This window comes from Mucilaginibacter sabulilitoris, from assembly GCF_034262375.1.
In the GTDB taxonomy this organism is placed as follows: domain Bacteria; phylum Bacteroidota; class Bacteroidia; order Sphingobacteriales; family Sphingobacteriaceae; genus Mucilaginibacter; species Mucilaginibacter sabulilitoris.
The window spans coordinates 6,171,692-6,191,474 of sequence record NZ_CP139558.1 but is presented as its reverse complement, the minus strand read 5'-3'; the positions used below and the strand labels follow the sequence as shown (position 1 = coordinate 6,191,474).

Here is a 19,783-nt window from a genome sequence, read left to right as displayed (position 1 = left end):
GTCATTCACACCTGCCAGCCATTAAATCTCTTCGTTACATACTGCCGTTATTTCAAACTCTTCCGGAGCCTGGATAAAATGCTTCTTAAGCCTACTACTGTTGCCGATCCCATTTTTTGAATAGAAGGACTATTTACTTCAAAGCGGGCAGTAAGATACATAACATGGATTGAGCAGTTGAACTTATATACCAACCCAGGTTCTCCGTTTCCAGAAACTGGATTCGGGCCACCGTTTTTCCTGTTGATAAACTTTTTTCTGCTGCTGCAGATAATTGTTAAAGATCCTGCTTACATCGGCTTGATAGACTGCGATCCTGTTAGCGTCGGATTCATTCAGCTCAAGCAACGCTATAGCAGCAGCATTGCAAGCCGACGAAATTGCAAATCCTATCCCCATAGATGAAATAGGGTCAAAAGATGCCATTGCGTCTCCGATTGCGATGAAATTACGGCTGTTGGAAATGTTCGAGATATGGGTGTGCGCGCTTCTGCTCCAAAGGTTTATCGCTGCAGGGTCGAAGCCGGTAATCCTTTTCTTTATAAACTTGGTTTGCTGTAATTGCCTGTACCAATTAGCAGGTTTACTGAGTTCGTATTCCGAAACGATATCTGAGTCGGTAAAAAAGATAGTGGTTGCATAATTATCTTGAAGTGTTGCGCTATACCACCAGCCCAACTCGGTCGATTCCATCATTTGGTCACTGGGCAGATCCCGCCCGTTTATTGCAAGGAATGCACCGATACCGAAAAGCGTATCATGCTTATCCGACGGGATATTAAGTAGCCTGGAAGCGCTCCTTTGCCTGCCGGATGCATCTATCAAAAACTTTGCATGAACGGATATCGCCCCCTGTTCGGCATGATGTAATTTTACCTGCCAGTTATGGTCTTCGAGCTGGTCATATCCCAGGCACCTGGTCCTTGGCAGTACTATACCGCCGAGGTCGGCAACCTGCTTCAATAAAGTAAGGTCAAAGATCTTGCGGTCAAGCTGGCAGGCTGGTCTTTCTGCAGAGAAAATAGCATCCCGGGTCATGGGGATACCTGATCCCCAATAAGATGTTGTTCCGTGGTTGGTTAAAAAGCAGCCATTCTCAAAATCTCCGGGTTCCAGGCTCAGGTATTTTAATAACTCGAATATCGAAGAGGACACATGTTCACCGACTCTGATTTGATCAAGGTCAGATTGTTCCACAAGCATGACCGATATATCCCGGCCATATTTTAAAACACTGATCGCGGCGGAGGTTCCCGCAGGGCCTCCGCCAATGATCAGTACATCTGTTTTTATATGACTCATGAAGTTTAGCGGCGGATTTTGGAACCTGATCTTGGCGTTCCGAGGCCGCCCGGAGCTGTTTTGATATGTTTAAAGGCCCTCGCCTCCAGAAAGGCTACCATTTTGCCGGCTTTGGCACTGCTGGCCGCTTTTGCCTGCAAATGCAGTGGTGCGCCGCCCGGGTTATCATCCGGAATATACCAAACCGGTATTTCTGTCTGGTCATCGTTTTTGTTACCACTGATGGTGCTTACCGGGATAGCCTGGTAACTGAAAAGCTGGTTGTTGCGCTCAGTTTCCGTAAAGAATGGGAACCCGGCGGCTCCTGCATTTTTATTTTTTATAAAAGCAAGTGAATACCAGTGTTCAACCATTTGTGCAAACTGGTTTATACCACGTGCATAGTTAAATTGCTGGCCTAATACCACATTGGCGGCAGCCTGCCCCGCCGCTGTATCCTCGCCGGCAATAACATCCCATGGAGCTTGCGGCGGCCACCAGTAAGCATAATAGGTAGGTGGTGTAGGGCCCAGTGGGTTTCCCGATTTATTACTGTAAGGGTCTGTAAAGTTCACATTTTGGAAAGTGCACTGGAAGAAATCCGCTTGCCACGGGCAGGCCATGCGTTTGGTTAAATCTCCCGGCTGACAGCCACCGCCCTCACACTCGTCTCGACTGGGGTCGAGGCCGGTGGTATCGTAGGCATTATAAGCCGCGTTATTTGAAATTGTAAAAGGCGCGCTGTATACGGCCGGATTCTGCATGCTCCAGGTCACTTCAATCCCGGGGCACATTGGCAGGCCAACACAATTACCAACGCTGGCTGTATCCATACCGTTCACACCTGCGTACGGCAGGTAGTTTGGATCGTTTACAAATGATCCGTTAGCCCATTGGCTTAGAAGGAAATATTGGGTAAGGTTCAGTGACAGGAATTTAACGATATCATCATTACTGACCGAATTACTGCCGGAATTAACAGGTAGCATAGGGAAGTTTAACGTAAGGGCATCTTGAAACAGGTCCTGTGACGGCTGCAGCGGGGATGCATCATTGGTTAGGTTAGGTGCCCTGAAATAAGAAAAATATGTCAGCCTGTTTTGCAGGTTTGCTTCGCCCGGGTCTGTAAAATCAAAAAAAGCCGAAGTAAGCGCCGTCATGGGCTGAACATTGGATACCCATTGGTAATTAGCCATGCGGCTTATAATGGGGAGGATGTCCCTTTGAAAGTTTGCTACAAAGGATTCCTGATACGCCCCTCCGCTGAACAATTCCGGTACAAGATCAAAATAACGGACGCCAACATCGAACATAGTGTCACTTAGAGCCGAAATATTGACAATTTCAGGTGCGTAATCCGGAGAGCCGACAATAACCCAGGCCTGTAACGTAACAGGATCCTGCCCCTCATAAGTGACAGTACAGTATACCGGGCCGTCAGAAATATCATCGCGCCAGGTATCCGCACCCCCGTAGCTTTGCAACGGCAGATCGCCGCCGGCGTTTCCGTAACCACCCAAAACGATAAGCCTGCCCAATGCATCGGTTTTCAGGTCGCCAAGCGTGGTGACCGGTAATCCGTAGGTAACAGTACTTGGCGGAAACTGGGCCGGGTATCCCGGAGGTACATTGGCCTGGTCGAACCCTATCGTTTGGTTTGCACCGGAAATCGTTCTCCAGCCAGGATCGACGATCAGCGTTTGCCGGTTGGGCTCTGCTGCATTTCGCAGCGGTGTTTGTTTGTCCTGGTAACTGTTGTTTGGGAACAGGAGGTTTCCATCCAGTTCACTGAAATCGTACCAGGCGGCCTTTTTATTGGCCAGGTGTACATACCACTGAATGGAAGTTACACCGGGTGTGGACAGCGTTATTTCATTATTGTACTCATCGTAAATGCTAAAAACCTGCCCCTGACGCTTAATGGCGCCGGCTTCGTCTTTAAAATTTACAATTGGCCCTAATTTATTGCCGTAAAGATCCGCATCATACGGCAAACCGCCAATAGCGTCGGGCGACAGACAGAATTGTACTCCGGTACTGTTGCCAAGCCTGGCAACACCCACGGAAGGATGAATGTTCAGATTCATTTCAAAGGGTTAAAAAGGTTGTTTATTTAGGTTTTAATATGGGAATAGCTTATTGGATAGGTATTCCTTAATGTTTACGAAATATAGTTCATTTATTTTAAAATAAACAATAATTAATATTATTAAATATTATATATAGTTGTTGTAGTTCATTTTTGTGCTTGTATTTCATATGATGAACTGATATATTGTTCTTGTGTAATAAATATGATACAAATTTTCATATTTATTAAAATCAGCGATTGCGCATTGCTTGCATATGAATATGTCCTGGTGGATTACTTACAATCGGAACGGGTATGCCAAAAATCAGATCGTCTGCACGAAAATTGACCTGATCAGGTATATAACCCTGGTTATTCCGCGACGTATTGATATTTGCTTTCTGATTCGTCAAAATTGGCCTTAACTATTTGTTTTATTTATGCCCGGAAGGATCGCTTCCGGTAACGGTTTACGATGGTTAAATAAGGCTAAAAATGTGTTGATCTTGTTAACGGATGTTCAAAAACGACATGTTTACGGAACTTGCAGCGTCGTATTTTTCTTAACTGTATTGCTTTTGCCGGCTATGAAGGACAGGGGATAGCTTAACGTTGGAAGCGGAAAGTTTAGGTAGGCAAAGGATTTGAATCGTATGCAGCCGGGGGGAGATACCGGAGAATGCTGCAGGATAAACATGTTGACCAGTTCCCGGCATAGCTCCTCACTGGCCAGTTCCGTTCCTATATTCTGCCCCTGGTATTCCATTGCAGCATTAAAAGTATAGGTATCCGACAGGATCATGCATCCGTACACAGGCCAGTAAGATCCAGGGCTGACAATGACCTTTGGCGATCATATCCGGCGATTCCTGATTCGCTTGCTTATAGACCGCCGTTTCATTTGGCTGACCATACCCAGGCCTCCAGGCCGCGTGGGTGCCCGTACGCGGCAGATCGGACTGTTCCAGCAATAACCGGTGGACTTGCGCATAAAATATAGTAGGTCACCAGCGGCCGGTGTTCAACCGTGTCCGCAACACTCTTAAAATAGGGGTGACCCATAGCTTGCAGGCCGTGCAAAGGTCGCTTTTGACTGAAGGGTATTTTTGCTGTAAGGCTTTGGCATAAGCCACATTGATCGTCTGCGCACGCAAGGAAAGCGTAGCAGCAGCCATAGAAATGATCGTGATAAAGGTTTTAAGCGTACTATAATTTAAATTTCATTTCCGTCCTGCACATATTGCAGTGCTCGCATCGATACAGGATGGACGTTTGCCTCGGTTGCCAAATGTCGGTCATCTATTCCAAAATAATTCATTTGTAATTAAATTTTGATTTGCCCAAATGCTGTGCTTATTTGTTGGGGGGCTATTGAATTAGTAAGTTATACCGATATGTATTTGCATGAAGCTATGATAATTGCTTACTTTACTGGGTGGCAAAAGGAGATGAGATGACTGTATTTGGGTTTAGCAAACCATTTTTCGTTAATTTGATAAAGGTTTTCTAAATTCCTAATTTGGAAAATAACTCAAATCTTTTGTTACTGATTTGTATCTCAAATTATGTAAGTATTTGATAGTAAGTGTTCTTTTACTGTATCGGAAAGTAGGCCATCCGGGCCAGATTGGGCAGCAGAGTCATGAATCTGATTGGCCTATGAGACAGTAAGTTAACTGATTGTAAGGGGTGGATGAAGCAGGGAATGCCAAGGAATTCTTAGATTTAAAAAGGCCACAGGATTATTCCTGTGGCCTTATATTACAGCTAATTACCAGCCGCCGTTTTGTTTAATGGTGCCGTTACTCCGGTCAATTTCTTTTTGTGGAACAGCCCAAACGCTGTGAACAGCCGGGTTAAAGCTTCTGGCCGGCCATATCACTTTACCGTCAAAGCCATGTAATGGTTTGGCATAAGAGGAAGCAGCATCCCCCCAGCGTACCAGATCACGGTGACGGTCGGCCCATTCACCAGCAAGTTCACAACGTCTTTGATTTTTAAGTTCGGCCAACGTGGCGTTCTGAATAGCTTTCAGGCCGGCACGCTGACGAATCATATTGATCTCAGCATCTGCATTTTTTCCCTGCATAAGTTCAGCTTCGGCTTTGATCAGGATAATCTCGGCAAAACGCATCAATGGAACGTTTAGATTGGTAGTAGGATGATCGCCATTAGGACTGATAGAACCACCCACCGGGTTGGCATAAGAGAACGGCTCCATATATTTATTGAACTGGTAACCGGAAAGACTGTTCACCGAAGAGTAAGTCCTTTGAGTGCCAAAGAAAGGAAACACATCACCTGGCTTTAGGATGGTAACTTCACGGCGTTTGTCGCCTGCTTCAAAAGCGTCATACAACTCTTTGGTTGGCTGATAGTAGCCCCAGCCGTTATATAATCCCCAGCCTTTGTTCTCGAGCATTACGCCCGGTAAAATACTACCCCAGCCTGCAGAACCTTTTGCCGTGCTCACCGCCGACCAGATGTATTCTGTGCTAAAGTTATTGGCCGCTTTAAATACATCGGCATAGTTGGGCAATAAGGCACGCTTACCCTGGTTGATCACCGAGTCGGCATATTTTTGGGCATTAGGGTAATCCTTCTTGTACAGGTACATTTTTGCCAGATAACCCCATGCAGCCACCTTATGCGGCCGGCCTTGATCGGCAGGACTCAGTTGGTCGAAATATGGCAGCAGGTTGGCTGCTTTTTTCAGTTCACCTTCAATGTAAGTGTAGTTTTCGTTAACGTTAGCTGCTCTTGGCGTAGGGTTCGGATCGTTGTTATTGGCACGGGTAATGATAGGCAACCCGGCCCGATCGTCGCCATAGTTATAAGCCATTTGAAAATACATCAATCCGCTTAAAAAATAGGCCTCGCCCAGGTAACGGTTTTTTAGGGTGGCATCCATGCTAATGGCAGGTACTTTGTTGATCACGTCATTGGCGCGCCTGATTACCTGATAGCGCATATCCCATTGGTCAACCGTGTAACCACCAGAGTAATAAGTTGGACTGAAATTTTTGATGGCATCGGCATTAGTATTGATACGGCCGGTAACCATATCGTCGCTGGCGTTGATAAACCACATATAACCACGACCATAAAATTCCTCGCCGTCAAAAGGCTCATACATACCGTTCACGCCCAATAGGGCATCGTCGGCGGTTTGCCAGAAATTATTTTCAGATACGGCGCCTTTTGGCTTAATATCCAGGTTTTTGGAGCAGGCGCCCAAAAGCACGCTTGCCGATATTGCTAATATAATATTGCTGATCTTTTTCATGATTGCTTTACTTACAGATTTAAATTGATACCGAAAATAAATGAGCGCGATTGCGGGTAACGGCCCACATCGATACCGTAGTTATCAAAGCCAACTTCCGGATCAAAACCTTTGTATTTGGTTACGGTGAACAGGTTGTTTGATGTAGCATATACACGCAGGCTGCTGATACCGGCACGGGTTAACACCGATGGCGAGAAGGTATAACCCAGGGTTACGTTCTTAAAGCGCAGGTATGAGCCGTTCTCGATATAAAAATCGGAGTTGGTACCAAAGTTACCGTTGGCATCGCTGGCCGTTACACGCGGAATAGTAGTATTGGTATGCTGCGGAGTCCAGGCATTCAGCACATCTTTCAGCAGGTTGTAGTTCTGGCCAAGACCACCGGCGTTTAAACTGGTGTATTTTAAGGCATTGTACAGCTTGTTGCCCTGTACGCCTTGCAGGAAAATGTTCAAATCAAAACCTTTGTAGCTGGCGTTCAGGCTCAGGCCATAGGTAAATTTAGGGTACGCGCTACCCAGGAATTGACGGTCGCTATCATTAATTTTACCATCGCCATTGGCATCAACAAAACGAATATCGCCTGGCTTGGCATTGGGTTGAATAAGCTGTCCGTTCGGGTCTTTATAAGCATCCACCTCTGCCTGACTCTGGAACAAACCGTTGGTTTTGATGGAGTAGTAAGAATACAAGGGCTGACCAACCTGCACCCAGGCAGGAGCCAGCAAACCACGCACACTCGGGCTTACACCAGGGATGGTGGTATTGCCATTAGGTAAAGACAGTAATTTATTGGTGAGTGTGCTAACGTTGGCGTTGATACCATAACGGAATGCCTTTTGGGGATCGCTGTTATAACCCAGGCTCACTTCAATACCCTTATCCTGTGCATCACCGCCATTAACCCATATATTACCTAATCCTATACCTGCAGGTATGGACATGAGCATCTTTTCAGTTTTTTTAACAAAGTAGTCGGCAGTTAAGGTGATCCGTTCGTTCAGGAAACCCAGATCCAAACCTATATCGGTTTGTTTGGATTGAGCCCAGGTCAAATCAGGGTTGGCTCTGTCATAAGCATAATAGCCAGGTAACAGGGCGGGGTCCGAGCCTAAATAGATATTACCTACGTTAAGTGGAGGACTCACAGCCGTATTTTTAACAGTTGATAAATTACCCAGCACGCCATAGCTTCCTCTGATCTTTAAATTGCTCAGCCAGGTTAGTTTTTGCATAAAATCCTCGCGGCTTACTACCCACCCGGCCGACACCGAACCGTAGTTTTTGAACTTGTTCTGAGATGCCACCAACGATGAACCGTCCCTGCGACCGGTAAATGATAACAGGTATTTACCATCGTAATCATAATTAACACGGGCAAGGTATGAGATCAAAGCTTCTTCACGGGCAATGTTGGGGATATTACCGATTTGCGCCTCACTATCGTCGGGCCTAACCGGAGTGCCAGTACCATTAACAAAATAGCGGAACAGGGGATCTTCATTGCTAAAACCTGAAAGTGAAGCCGACAGTCCCGTGCTGCTGTTTTTCTGATAAGTATAACCTGCCAGTACATCCAGGTTGTTCTTGCCAAGTGATTTTTTATAGTTTAAGGTTTGCTCCATCAGGAAACGGTTGTCCTGTGCTGATGTTTCATCCAGGGTATTGGTAAAACTGGGTTTACCAACCTCGGGCACTATGGGTGTAAACCTTTTAAAATAATAGAAGCTTTTGGTAACCGAATAGTTCGACCTGAATTTAAGGCCGGGAATAATACTGGCTTCAAAATATGGGTTAGCAATAATGGTATTTACCGGGTTACTGGTGTCAATACGTTCCAGGTTGGCAACCGGGTTTACGACGTCGCCATATGAACCGGCGTAGTCAATAGGCAAACCTGAGTAAGCGCCCGATGGTGTACGCACCGCAATGCTTGGCGGATAAAATATAGCAGCCTGGATAGCGCCGGTATAACCGCTGAAAGTATTGGTGCCACGGCCATCAGAATAAGTGTAAGATAAATTTTCGCCAACTTTTAACCAGTTATTCAACTGATGGGTAGAATTGATACGATAAGCGTAGCGCTCAGAATAGGTATTCAATAATGTACCCGTTCCTTTGCGATAATTAAAACTCATAAAGTAGTTGGATTTATCGTTACCACCGTTCAAGTTCACATTATAATCCTGGGTATGCCCTGTTCTAAATACGGCATCAACCCAGTTGGTACGGGTTATTTGTCCGTCGGGATATTTGGTAGCATCAAAAGCCGGGAGGCGTGGCTTGCCAGCATTATCAGCAGCAGTATTGTATACATCAGCATACTCTTTGGCATCCAATGCCTCCAGTTTTCTCCAGGCATTCGCGAAACCTTGTTTGGCATCAAAAGAGATATTCATTTTGCCTTTGGTACCTTTTTTAGTAGTGATGAGGATAACACCGCCAGATGCACGGGCACCATAAATAGCTGCCGAAGCATCTTTCAATACCGAAATAGATTCTACATCATTAGGATTAACCACAGGCGTGCCCGGGTAAAAAACCGAACCATCGATAACATACAGGGGCTGTTCGCCATTGATACCACCCAGACCGCGGATATTTACCTGGGGTACATCGGTTGGGTCGCCGCCATTATTATTCACTACCACACCAGCTGCTTTACCCTGTAAGGCTTCCTGCAGGTTATTGAATGAGCGTGAACTCACTTTATCCAAACCAACGCTTGATACGGCTCCTGTTATGGAAGAACGGGTTTGCGTACCGTACCCTACTACTACCACTTCTTTTAACGACTGGCTGTTGGCTTTTAAAACAACGTCAATATTCTGCTGACCCTTTACCGCGATCTCCTGGCTGTCATAACCAATATATTTAAAAACCATTATCGAGCTCTCGTCGGTACTCAGGGAGTATTTACCTTCAGCATCGGTCATGGTGCCTGTTCCTGTTCCTTTTACAGCAACGCTGACTCCTATCAGGGCTTCGCCTCTTTCGTCGGTTACCTTGCCTGTAACGGTGATGGCCTTTACCACCAGCTCTTTTTGTTTGGTTTTTACTACCGGCTGTTGTTTTTCAACCTGTAATAATATATGCTCTTCATCAACCTGCCTGATATTGCCTTTGTAACCTTTGATGAGTTCTTTCAACACATCGATCAACAGCTCATTGTTGGCCGATATAGAAATTTCTTTGTTTGCATCAAAACTGGTGGAGTTGTAACCTATTTTAAAAGAGGTTTTTTCTTCGATCAGCCTGAAAACATTTTTGATGCTTAAGTTTTTGGCTGTTAGACTGATACGTACTGTATTCATGGTTTGTGCCGATGCCGAAAATGACGGCATATTGCAAAGCATAATAACCAATACCGTAATGCAGTAGGTTGCAAGCCATTTTATATGTTTTTTTAAAGAAAATATATGATATAGATTTCCCATTTTTATAGAGTTATTTTACTGTGATAAAAAGAATCGATGAAATGACATGGTCTGCTGCTTCAGCAGCCATTGAGCAGGCCGGGTGTTAGCGCACCTGCCTGTTTTTTGTTTAGGGGTTATTGCATAGGTTAATGACAATTTTTTGAGTTAATAATGACTTGATTGGGGTTTAATTGATAGGTAATACTGGTAAGTTCACTGAGTACACGCAGCACTTTTTCTATTGGCTGCCGGTTAAAACCTATAGTATATCTGTATTCATGGCCGGGCTTGCTGGCAAGTTGTACATTGATATTGTAAGTCCTGGAAAGCGTAAATGCAATCTCCGATATGGACGCGTCTTCAAAATAAAGTTCGCCGCGCTGCCAGGCACTGAGCTTATCGGCATTGGCCGTTGTAATGATATGCTTATGCGTTTTTTGGCTGTAGGTAAGCATAAAATTACGGGTAAGTACTTTTCCTAAAGGAATAATATTTTGGGAAGAACGACTTTCGCTTACCCTTACACGGCCGTCAACAACTGCAATTTTATAATCATCCTCGTTAGCGTATGCATGCACATTGAATTGGGTACCCAGTACACGGGTTTGCAACTTCCCGGTGGTTACAATAAAAGGTTTTGAGGCATTATGCTTAACGTGAAAATAACCCTCACCTGTTAATGACACATTACGGATAGTTTGGTTAAATTCATTGCCGATGGTTAAAACAGACGAAGAATTAAGCACAACGATGGTACTATCGGGCAGAATGAGCGTTTTTCTTTCGCCCCGGGCGGTAGAATATTGCTGCAGCGCCTGTTGATTTGGCTTATTGTATTTTGAGTAAAGCACAATACCAATTGGGATTAATAGCAACGCGGCTGCTATTTTAATGTACTGCAATAAGCCTAACCTTACCGGCTTGGCGGATGGTTTAATATTACTTAAAACCCCTTTCCGGATCCTGCGCAGTACGCGTTGTTCCTGAATATCGGTTACGTTTGTCTGGCTTTCGTCGCCCAACCGTTGCAGCCAGGCTTCAACGCGGGCTTGCTCATCTGGCGTACACTGGCCTGCCTTGTACTTTTGCAATAATAATTTAATAGTTGCAGATTTGTTTGTGTTCATCTGCACCTATAATCGGCGTTTATTGAAATTAGTACCGTTAAATAATTATCAATTGTTTATTAAATTAATGGTTATCTAATTATAGGATGGATACCTGAACTATTTAAAATAAAAAAAAATCTTAAAAGCTACCAACAACATACTAATGCTTTCCATTCGTTGTAAGCGGGCATGCAAACGCTTCAGTGCAATAGAGAGATTGTTTTTAACGGTTTGTTCAGACAGGGATAGTTTACTGGCAATTTCTTTTACCGGTAGCTGTTCGATGCGGCTTAGGCGAAATACATTCCGGATATTGTCAGGCATTTTATTTACTTCGCCCGACAGCCAGTCGTTAAGCTCTAAATCAATAATCAGGTTTTCTGCAGAAGGGACAGTGAGGTGATCATATTCCGGCAACAAAATATCATGACAAGTGATGTTTTTACTGTTGGCGATATAAAAATCAATTACTTTATGCTTTGCCGATTTGAACAAATATGGGGACAGACTATCATTGATCACTATACTGTGGCGATTATTCCAGAGTGATATAAAAATATCCTGCACAGCTTCCTCAGCACTTTCAAGTGAGTTTGTTTTAGAACGGATATAGCGAAAAAGACTGCGGTCATATTTCTGCATCAATACCAGCAAAGCCTGTTCATCATCAGATTGAATTTGGCTTAGTAAATCAACATCGGAAATAAACCTGCCATTTATCATGTGGCAAACTTAAACCTACATCTTTAACTGAATGTTAGGTCAGGATAAACTATATCTTGGATTATTACCGTCGCTGGCCGCATAATAACTTATACGGTATTCGAATTGATTGTTAAAGAAACTCAAACCCACCTATTTTTAGGAAATAGGTGGGTTTGAGTTTAAATGATAGCTTTTCGTTCCACTTGAACTTATTATTGGCCGCTTTAAAATGAGCCGGCTCCATAATTCCGTCACTTTTATTGTGGCTCCCCTTCAATACTGTAACCCCATTCTTCGGCCCAGGTGTGCGGATAAACCCCCCGTGAAAAGTATTGGCCGAAGCTGGTAATTGGCTTGGTAGGATATTGTTTTTTATGATACAAAAGCCAATATGGAAGAACAGTATTTATGACGTAATGCGCAGCCATTAAAGGATAAAATGTGGGGCCGAATATCCTGGCTTGAAGGGTATGACTTAATTCATGATCTAAAGGATTAGTACCGGCTATGACATTCCCAAACGTAGTGGCGTAACCAGGAATCAAGCCATTTGTAAATACCAACGCATTTGAATCCTTGCTTTTCTTATCAATAGGGCTTCTGAATATATTGATGGAAGCCCATAATGAACCTATAAACGAATTTGGGGCACTCCACGTATTATCCAGAATAAAACTCGCCCAGCCGCCCGCGCTCGACCAATCATATGAATGCGCGCTGGCCATTGCCCATCCGTGTATAGCTCCGGAAACCATACCTACGGCACCACCTGCAATAGCGCCGGGTAATCCTCCAATCAAAAACCCGAGCGCGGCTCCTACAAGGGTGTTGCTAATTGTCCTGATAACAGGGGCTATGATCCAGTTCCAGGTAAATCTCGCGGCTGCTTTAATGCCTTGCCACACTGTACTGGCAGCGCCTTTTATCCAATTCCAGGCGGTACTGGCGGCACCTTTTATCCAGTTCCAGGCGGTACTTATTGCTCCGGTAACCCAGTTCCAGGCGGTACTTATTGCTGATGTTGTTGCGTTCCAGGCTGTAACGGCAGCGCCTTTTATCCAGTTCCAGGCGGTGTTTACTGCACCCTTAGCCCAATTCCAGGCGGTGACTGCTGCTTCTTTTACCCATTCTCCGGCAGTGGTAACTGCCCCTTTTATCCAGTTCCAGGCTGTGCTGGCAGCGCCAGCTATCCAATTGGCCGCACTGCTTACAGCATTCGCTATGCCTTTGCCAATTTCGCTGAAAGTATCTAAAATGCTTTGGAAAAACCCCGGACTGTCATCACTTCCCTTATCGGTCCCAACGCCAAATTTACTCAGGAGATCTAACACCTGACTCGGTTTTTCGTCATCCCCTGATGAGCTATTCCCGGTTGGGTCTAAAAATAATATCGGGTTGTTTTTAGCGTAAATATAAACGTTCACTCCGTCACTCGTGCCCGTTGGATCAGCCGCCGTCCATCGGGCAAGCCATGGTGCATAGTACCTGGAACCGTGATAGTATAAACCGCTTTCCCCATCCCTTTCTTTGCCGGTGTAACGGTAACGCTTAGCAGGTACTTCCACACTATTTCCCGTAGCTACGTAGCTGGAGCTGCCAAAGGGATAATATTCTTCATAAGAAATAATATTTGCAGCGGCATCCAGTTCAAGACAAGCTGTACCGAGGTGGTTGGAGAGCTGATACCGGATTAGTGGAGTTTTAGGGCTATTGGCGGCATCGGAGATCAGCGTGTCTACCAGGGCTACACGTCTGGTTCCGTCCATCAAATGCATTGTTTCCCGTTCCAGTGCTACCGTATTATTAACGGTTTGGGTGAATATTTCAATTTCCCCCAGGTATAGCCTTTCTTCAGTTATATTGTTTTTAACTACGACTTTCCGTATCCTTTGCCCTTCGGCATTGTAAACATACCAGCATTGCTGTGACTGGTTATTTTCGGCTGAGGCTAAAATATTCAGATGTGACAGCTGATCCTTAAAATTCCAGTCTATTTGCGGCAGATGGGGCATATTGAGCATATTGCCGTGCTCATCATAATTAAAAGGCGATTGAGCAACTGCCGGGTTGCTTGATGGGGCGGTCAATAACCGGTTACTGTTGGCAGCATAAGTATATTGCCGGTTCCAGCCGCCAACATTGTTCATCTGGAGCAAATTACCTACAGGGTCGTAAGTGAGTTGCTGTTTATAGGTCTGCATCCCGTTACCATCACCCGGTTGAATGAAATTGGTTCTGAACGAATCGTAAGGATCGGGCGTCAGTTGCTGAGCCATTTGTTCCCGTCCGAGTGCTTCTGTAAGTCGGTAAACAGCATCATAGGTATAGTCGCCATCCGGATCTACCTTTTTATTGGCGAAGAAGAATGTGTCCTGCGCATTATCCTGCAGATGGGTAATATTACCTACCGGGTCATAAGTGTAATTCAGGTCCTGTAAAATATCAGCGCCGCTCTTACGGGTAGTTACCAACCGGGTGATCCTGAATGAGTGCTCGTCATAAGTATAATTGGTAACTGTATCATTTCCGTATTGAATATGAATCCGCTGCCCCTTTTCATCGTACGCTATATTCTTTACGAAAGTTGCCGCTTGGGCCGATCCTTTTAAAAAAACATTCACTGCCCTCACCATACCTGACTCTCCGTACACGGGAACCATTGTATTTGCAAGCGCAGGGTCTTTATGAGGCGTGATCTGCTTCACCGGGCGATTTAAAGCATCAAAGAAGGTTTGAGAAGTGTATATGTCTGGTTGAAGGGCAGGGTTTGAACCCCAGTTAATTGCAGTTTTAAATTCCTGGGTCAGTTGCAGCGTACGGATAAGCAAATTGCCCTTAAAATCAACTTGTTGGCTGGTAGTAAGTCCTGCCTGGTCAAAGTGCTGGTACAATTGCCCGCGTAAATTGTTTACAAGATCATTGGCCTGACCTTCTCCGTAAACGAATTTCTCGAAAACAATAATTGCCTGGCCGTCCTTTTTTACTGTAGACTGTTTGGGGCGGTGAATAGCATCATATTCGGTTTCAAATTGCTGGCCTTTGCTATCCCAGGCGTAAAGTGGTTTGCCCATGCAGTTATTAAGTACCCATCTGGATGACGAATCCATACTGTTCAGAGTGGCTTTGCATCCTGACATATCGTATTTATAGCCAACCACATTGTTTCCACGTGCATCAATAACTAATAATTCGTGCCCTTGTGCATCCAACACTGTGTGCGTATCATAAAACTCGTTAACTATCTGGCCGGTTTTATGATCTTTAAACCGGTTATGAGCAGTGGCATAAAAAGAACGGCCTAAAGAATCGAGATAAACCTGGACCGGTGTATCATGATGCATGTCAGCTTTTTGAGCTGCTCCATTTTCAAGCAGGTTTGCTTTCAGGCTCCCTGTAGTTCTCTCAGCATACCAATCAGAGTTTTCAACCGTATCATTAGGGTCGTAGCTTAATTGCTGCCAGGCATCCCACTTTGTCTTTGAAAAAGTACCATTTGGAAATTCAGATTTGATCAATCTGCCCGGAGGGTCATAATATAAAACAGGACTGGTTCCAATAGCAACTAACTGATTATCATTTTCGTAGGCCGGTGTTACACTAAAGTATGGCTGAAATTGTTTTATGGGCTTGCCTTTATTATTCAGTACGGCTCTGCCATTACCTATCCAGCGAAGTTTTTGCCCGGTTTGAACAGTTGTTACCTCGTTGGCCGCATTTAACTGTTTTGCTTCCCCAGGTTCGGCCTGTATTTTTTTAAGCACTACACGACCTTCGCCATCAGAGTATTCAAAGCTATATTGCAGTGGTGAGGGTTTAGCATCACTTATGGCTTGTTTGGCGTGTGTTTCGCGCACTATGGTGCCTACACGTACAGGTGTTACAGAAAAGTCATATACAAAGCGGCTGCTTGCATTTTTTAACAAACCGGGACCGTTTGTTTCAGGATCAGTAAAAAAAGCGAGGGTTTCCGGGTCGCTGATATTAGTACTGAAGTTTTCGAAGTCGTCTGCTTCATCTCCTTTACCCATAATAGCCGATCCGGCGATGTAGCCTAAAATGTCAAACCGCACTGCCGACTTATTGTTATTACTATCCCTGATTATTTGAGGAGAAAGAACGCGCCAATCGAACTGATCGACACTTATTGTGTTTTCAACCCCGTCGGTAGTTTTAGATATAAGCAGGTTATAGTCCTCATAGTAAGTTACCGATATATTGTTGCCGACCGGATCAAAAAACTTAACCGGAAGATAAAAGGAAGCGCGTGGATCGGCGTTGAAACCAGTTTTGCCTGAAGGTATCCACCATTCGCCATTTGCATCAGTTTGGGGATATAACGAGTTTTGTTTGTATTTGTCGGATAGCAGGTAATGACCCTTGGTAAGATAGCCGGTAAGTTCTGCAGGTGTAGCCAGGTTGCCGTACAGCGAAGTAAGCAACGATGGTGTAAATGCCTTACGGTACGCTTCAAAAAGCAATCCCAAAGATTCGATCTTCCCCAAAGGAAGCGGCGTTGTAGTATTGTTAGCTAAAAATAATTGTCGTTGATGTCCGATCAGTCTTTTCTGAATGGATTCTGTCGCAACTGCTTCGTAAGGAATGATCGCCGCGTTAGCAAAACCAGTTTTTAGTTCATCTACAGTAAAATATCCTTTAGCGGGTTTTATGCCTGTTAGTTCATATGACTGCGCATCGGTACATATCCTCAAGCGGTAATAAGCCGGATCGAAACAATCATTAGAAAATTGACTAACCGAATATATAATGTATTGCTTTTGCTGCCCGGCAGCGACAGCCGCCGGCAACGATGGATCCTGTACCTGCCTTGGGTAGGCTATTGAGGCTACCTGCAGAGTATTACCCAACTCGTCGGTATCTAAAGTGAGAGAATGAGTGACTCTTGGGTCGCTTGTATTCCGTTCATAATGATAAGTAATCGCCTCCCCTTCAATTACGAGAAACGTAGCATTTCGGTTATCATTAACCTCCTGTAACAATCGTATCTGGATATTATGCTCAGCTACCGAATAGGGAATGGTTGCCAACGCTGAATCGTCGAGCCCATATACTTCCTGCCTTAAAATGTTACCCTTACAAGCTCTGTAAGCTTCCCTGTTTGCCTGTAGTGTCAGTCCAGATGGAATGATCGGCTCTAAAACATGATGCTCGGCAAAATCCGGATTCTGAAAATATTCAGCAGAAAACTTAGTGAGAATACTGTTTTCTGCAGCAAAGGCCCCGGGATGATACCACGTTTTAGTAAGCACGGGCATCTGGAACAAGGTTTTTTCGGTAACAAGATTGCCCTGGCCTAAAATATAATCCTCAAAGCTATCCGCATCAGCCTGCTCAACCATTCCAAAGCCGCGGAACTCCTTTTCCTGGTGATCATAAAAACCATGATGGTAGGCATATTTGCAGGTTTGTTTTGTTTGGGTGATATCGTCGCTGGTGGTGGTGTCGCTTATGCATTGTACCGGGAACGGCAGTCTTGTAACCCAGGGAGTTCCGGCTTTTTTATCGGCGAGGTAATAATATGTCGAGCTCTTATAATTCCAGCTAACCTGTTTACCGAAATTGTTTTTGTATCCCTTCATGATGTAGGGTTTGTTGCCACCCATCAGATCAATGTATTTCAGGGGCGCATTAATGTTGCCGGCCAGCGGCGACGACCATACCAGGCAAGCTGTTCCGTTGCCAAGCAGGTCAATTACAGATAAACTGTCAGGGTTTTCTATCGCAGGTAAGGCGTTAATTACAACAGGTTCTGTTAACGCATTGCCAGATCTGTTCAGCCATATTTTGACATGATCCCTGCCCCGGTATATAATGTCTGTAGTTCCTGTCCCGTTAATATCTGCCAATTGCAAATAAACTGGATTAAAAGTATCCTGGTGATCAAAGGTAGGGGCGCCGGCCATCGACACTTTTGCCCCGAACCTTCCATATCCCAAATTTGGCCAGTAACATACCTCGCCGTTTCTTATCCTTACCACGTCGGTCATTCCGTCTCCGCTCATATCGGCTAAAAAAAGGCATTGATCAGGATCTCGAAACATAATGGATGTTCCATCTTCCTGGTCATAGAGTTTGGAAGATGTTTGCGCCTGCTGGTAGCCTTTGGTGCCATAATTTGGATACCAGGTGAATACATTTTCATCTGAAATTACCACCTCGGGAATGCCATCTCCGTTAAGATCGATCAATCTGGTAGATGGATCATTAAAGTTAATATTTGGATATGAGGTGAATGGCTGAAATGGTTCCCAGGCGTTGGTATCGGCCAATTCAAAATAACCCTTCACCGCGCCTCGCTTGCTTACCGCAAATTTTCGCCCGTCGGCATCCAGGTCCTGCAATTGAAGGCTGCCATCTGAAAGCCCGTTGAATGAGGGTTTACTGATAGCCTGTTGCATAACGGTAAATTTTCCGTCGCCTAAATTGCTTTTATAATACCAGCCGTCAGATTGTTCCAATAATATGCCTGCCACGCCTTCGTTCCATAGGTCAACCCATTGATAGGTTCCCGTAATGCCAGCAGGCGCGTTAACAATATTGTCCGGATCTATTGATTGCAATTGAGTATTCCAATTTAACTCCTGGTAATCAAAGGCAACAGGGGGCATGCTTTTTTTATCATAACCACCGGCACTGTTTTTTAAATACCCTGTCTGAGCAATCGAGATAATATAATCCACCTCCGAATTGAGTTGATCAGAAGATGTGACAGCGGCATTGCCAAATATGCGATAACTAAAGTCAATAGAACGTACAAGGCAGGGGGAAGGGATAACTCCATCGCCCAATTCTTTAAAATTATGAAAAAACAGAACACGCTGACATAGCCTGTAAGTCCTGATCTCGAAACCCGGTTTATAATTAGAAAAAGGCTCGGTGCGACACGGCCAATTTTGTTGTACGGCCGGCGCCGGAGCGGCAACATTATGATCACCATAGTCGAAAACTGTCTCAAAAAAATATTGAAGATCGGCAGGGGCAGGGGGATCATAAGGCTGATCTGGTGCGGGATAGTAAGGCAATTTATTGCCATATTTTATGCGCTTAATATAGGTGCTGGTGCATGGAGCTTTATTATTTAAGCGGTTAGTCTCAAATATGGCATCCGGTACATTCTTAAAATCTTCGTTTATATAGCCCCATTCAATGCAATTTCCCTTATCGTCATAACTTATTTCGGGCAGCCATGAAAATATTCTGTCCGGATTGGCGGGATCGGCAATACGGGCCGCGGCAGATCGCCCATAAAAGGTTGCAATATTATTGCGGCTGGTAACCTTCCAGTAAAAAGCGGTTGAACCGGCAGGTCTGATCTGTTCAATACGGCTAAATCCGCTTTCAATACGTGGTCTGTATGTTTTTATCTGATAGCCATCCGACGATGTAAACGCGGTAGATACCCAGTTGCCGGATGCATCTTGTTTTAATTCGGGAACCAGATCTTCCGCGCCGCTGAACATGAAAACATCGCCATCATCAGCATCCTGGTAATTTGGCAGCATTTGATCAGTTTTTCGCTGAATGCTGGCGTAATCAAGATGCCAACCCTGGCCATAGGGGCCGTTTCCGCTTCCCGAATTATAATTAAGCGATATAGCAGGAATGAACTCGCCACGCGTTTTTGAAAATGGCAACGCAATTGAAAATGAGGCTGTACCATTAACCGCATTAACCTGGAACTTTTCGTCAATGTTTTTTAAGGCACCCCCGCCTTTAGGGAGACTTATTGACGGAATTTGAAGCTTGTTGTCGCCACCGGTTTTTTTATCATTCGCGCCGTTGTTATCAGATGTCTTCATGAGTAATATTGCAAGGTTTACAATAACTTTATAATAGATTCGTGTTTGACACAGCTACAGTAAAGCAGATGCTCTACTGCAACTTCAATAAT

The 19,783-nt window shown here is 44.7% G+C and carries 8 protein-coding genes; all 8 read right to left on the bottom strand.

The window, feature by feature from the left end:
* Window positions 1–183: 183 nt before the first annotated feature.
* A complete protein-coding gene (lodB, locus tag SNE25_RS26150) occupies window positions 184–1,302 on the bottom strand; it encodes a lysine-epsilon-oxidase maturase LodB (RefSeq protein ID WP_321561971.1) in 1,119 nt (372 codons plus the stop codon).
* Between the two features lie 5 nt (window positions 1,303–1,307).
* Window positions 1,308–3,368: a CTQ-dependent lysine 6-oxidase LodA gene (lodA, locus tag SNE25_RS26145; RefSeq protein WP_321561970.1), complete on the bottom strand. Its 2,061-nt coding sequence runs from the start codon at window positions 3,366–3,368 to the stop codon at window positions 1,308–1,310.
* 519 nt (window positions 3,369–3,887) lie between these two features.
* Entirely contained in the window at window positions 3,888–4,154 is a 267-nt protein-coding gene (locus SNE25_RS26140; protein ID WP_321561969.1) for a hypothetical protein, read from the bottom strand.
* Between the two features lie 969 nt (window positions 4,155–5,123).
* Window positions 5,124–6,638: a RagB/SusD family nutrient uptake outer membrane protein gene (locus SNE25_RS26135; RefSeq protein ID WP_321561968.1), complete on the bottom strand. Its 1,515-nt coding sequence runs from the start codon at window positions 6,636–6,638 to the stop codon at window positions 5,124–5,126.
* Window positions 6,639–6,649: 11 nt separating this feature from the next.
* Window positions 6,650–10,078 carry a SusC/RagA family TonB-linked outer membrane protein gene (locus SNE25_RS26130; protein ID WP_321561967.1) on the bottom strand — a complete coding sequence of 1,143 codons (3,429 nt, stop codon included), beginning with the start codon at window positions 10,076–10,078 and terminating at the stop codon, window positions 6,650–6,652.
* 128 nt (window positions 10,079–10,206) lie between these two features.
* Window positions 10,207–11,187, bottom strand: coding sequence for a FecR family protein (locus tag SNE25_RS26125; RefSeq protein ID WP_321561966.1), 981 nt, complete (start codon window positions 11,185–11,187; stop codon window positions 10,207–10,209).
* A 99-nt stretch (window positions 11,188–11,286) separates the two neighbouring features.
* Complete coding sequence (locus SNE25_RS26120) at window positions 11,287–11,892, bottom strand: RNA polymerase sigma factor (RefSeq protein ID WP_321561965.1); 606 nt, start codon at window positions 11,890–11,892, stop codon at window positions 11,287–11,289.
* A 239-nt stretch (window positions 11,893–12,131) separates the two neighbouring features.
* Window positions 12,132–19,691 (bottom strand): SpvB/TcaC N-terminal domain-containing protein, encoded by a 7,560-nt coding sequence (locus SNE25_RS26115; RefSeq protein WP_321561964.1) that lies wholly within the window; start codon window positions 19,689–19,691, stop codon window positions 12,132–12,134.
* Window positions 19,692–19,783: the final 92 nt, after the last annotated feature.

Bases quoted from the DNA above. Each gene is read 5' to 3' on its own strand.
- lodB (WP_321561971.1), bottom strand. From the start codon at position 1,302: ATGAGTCATATAAAAACAGATGTACTGATCATTGGCGGAGGCCCTGCG.
- lodA (WP_321561970.1), bottom strand. From the start codon at position 3,368: ATGAATCTGAACATTCATCCTTCCGTGGGTGTTGCCAGGCTTGGCAAC.
- SNE25_RS26140 (WP_321561969.1), bottom strand. From the start codon at position 4,154: ATGATCCTGTCGGATACCTATACTTTTAATGCTGCAATGGAATACCAG.
- SNE25_RS26135 (WP_321561968.1), bottom strand. From the start codon at position 6,638: ATGAAAAAGATCAGCAATATTATATTAGCAATATCGGCAAGCGTGCTT.
- SNE25_RS26130 (WP_321561967.1), bottom strand. From the start codon at position 10,078: ATGGGAAATCTATATCATATATTTTCTTTAAAAAAACATATAAAATGG.
- SNE25_RS26125 (WP_321561966.1), bottom strand. From the start codon at position 11,187: ATGAACACAAACAAATCTGCAACTATTAAATTATTATTGCAAAAGTAC.
- SNE25_RS26120 (WP_321561965.1), bottom strand. From the start codon at position 11,892: ATGATAAATGGCAGGTTTATTTCCGATGTTGATTTACTAAGCCAAATT.
- SNE25_RS26115 (WP_321561964.1), bottom strand. From the start codon at position 19,691: ATGAAGACATCTGATAACAACGGCGCGAATGATAAAAAAACCGGTGGC.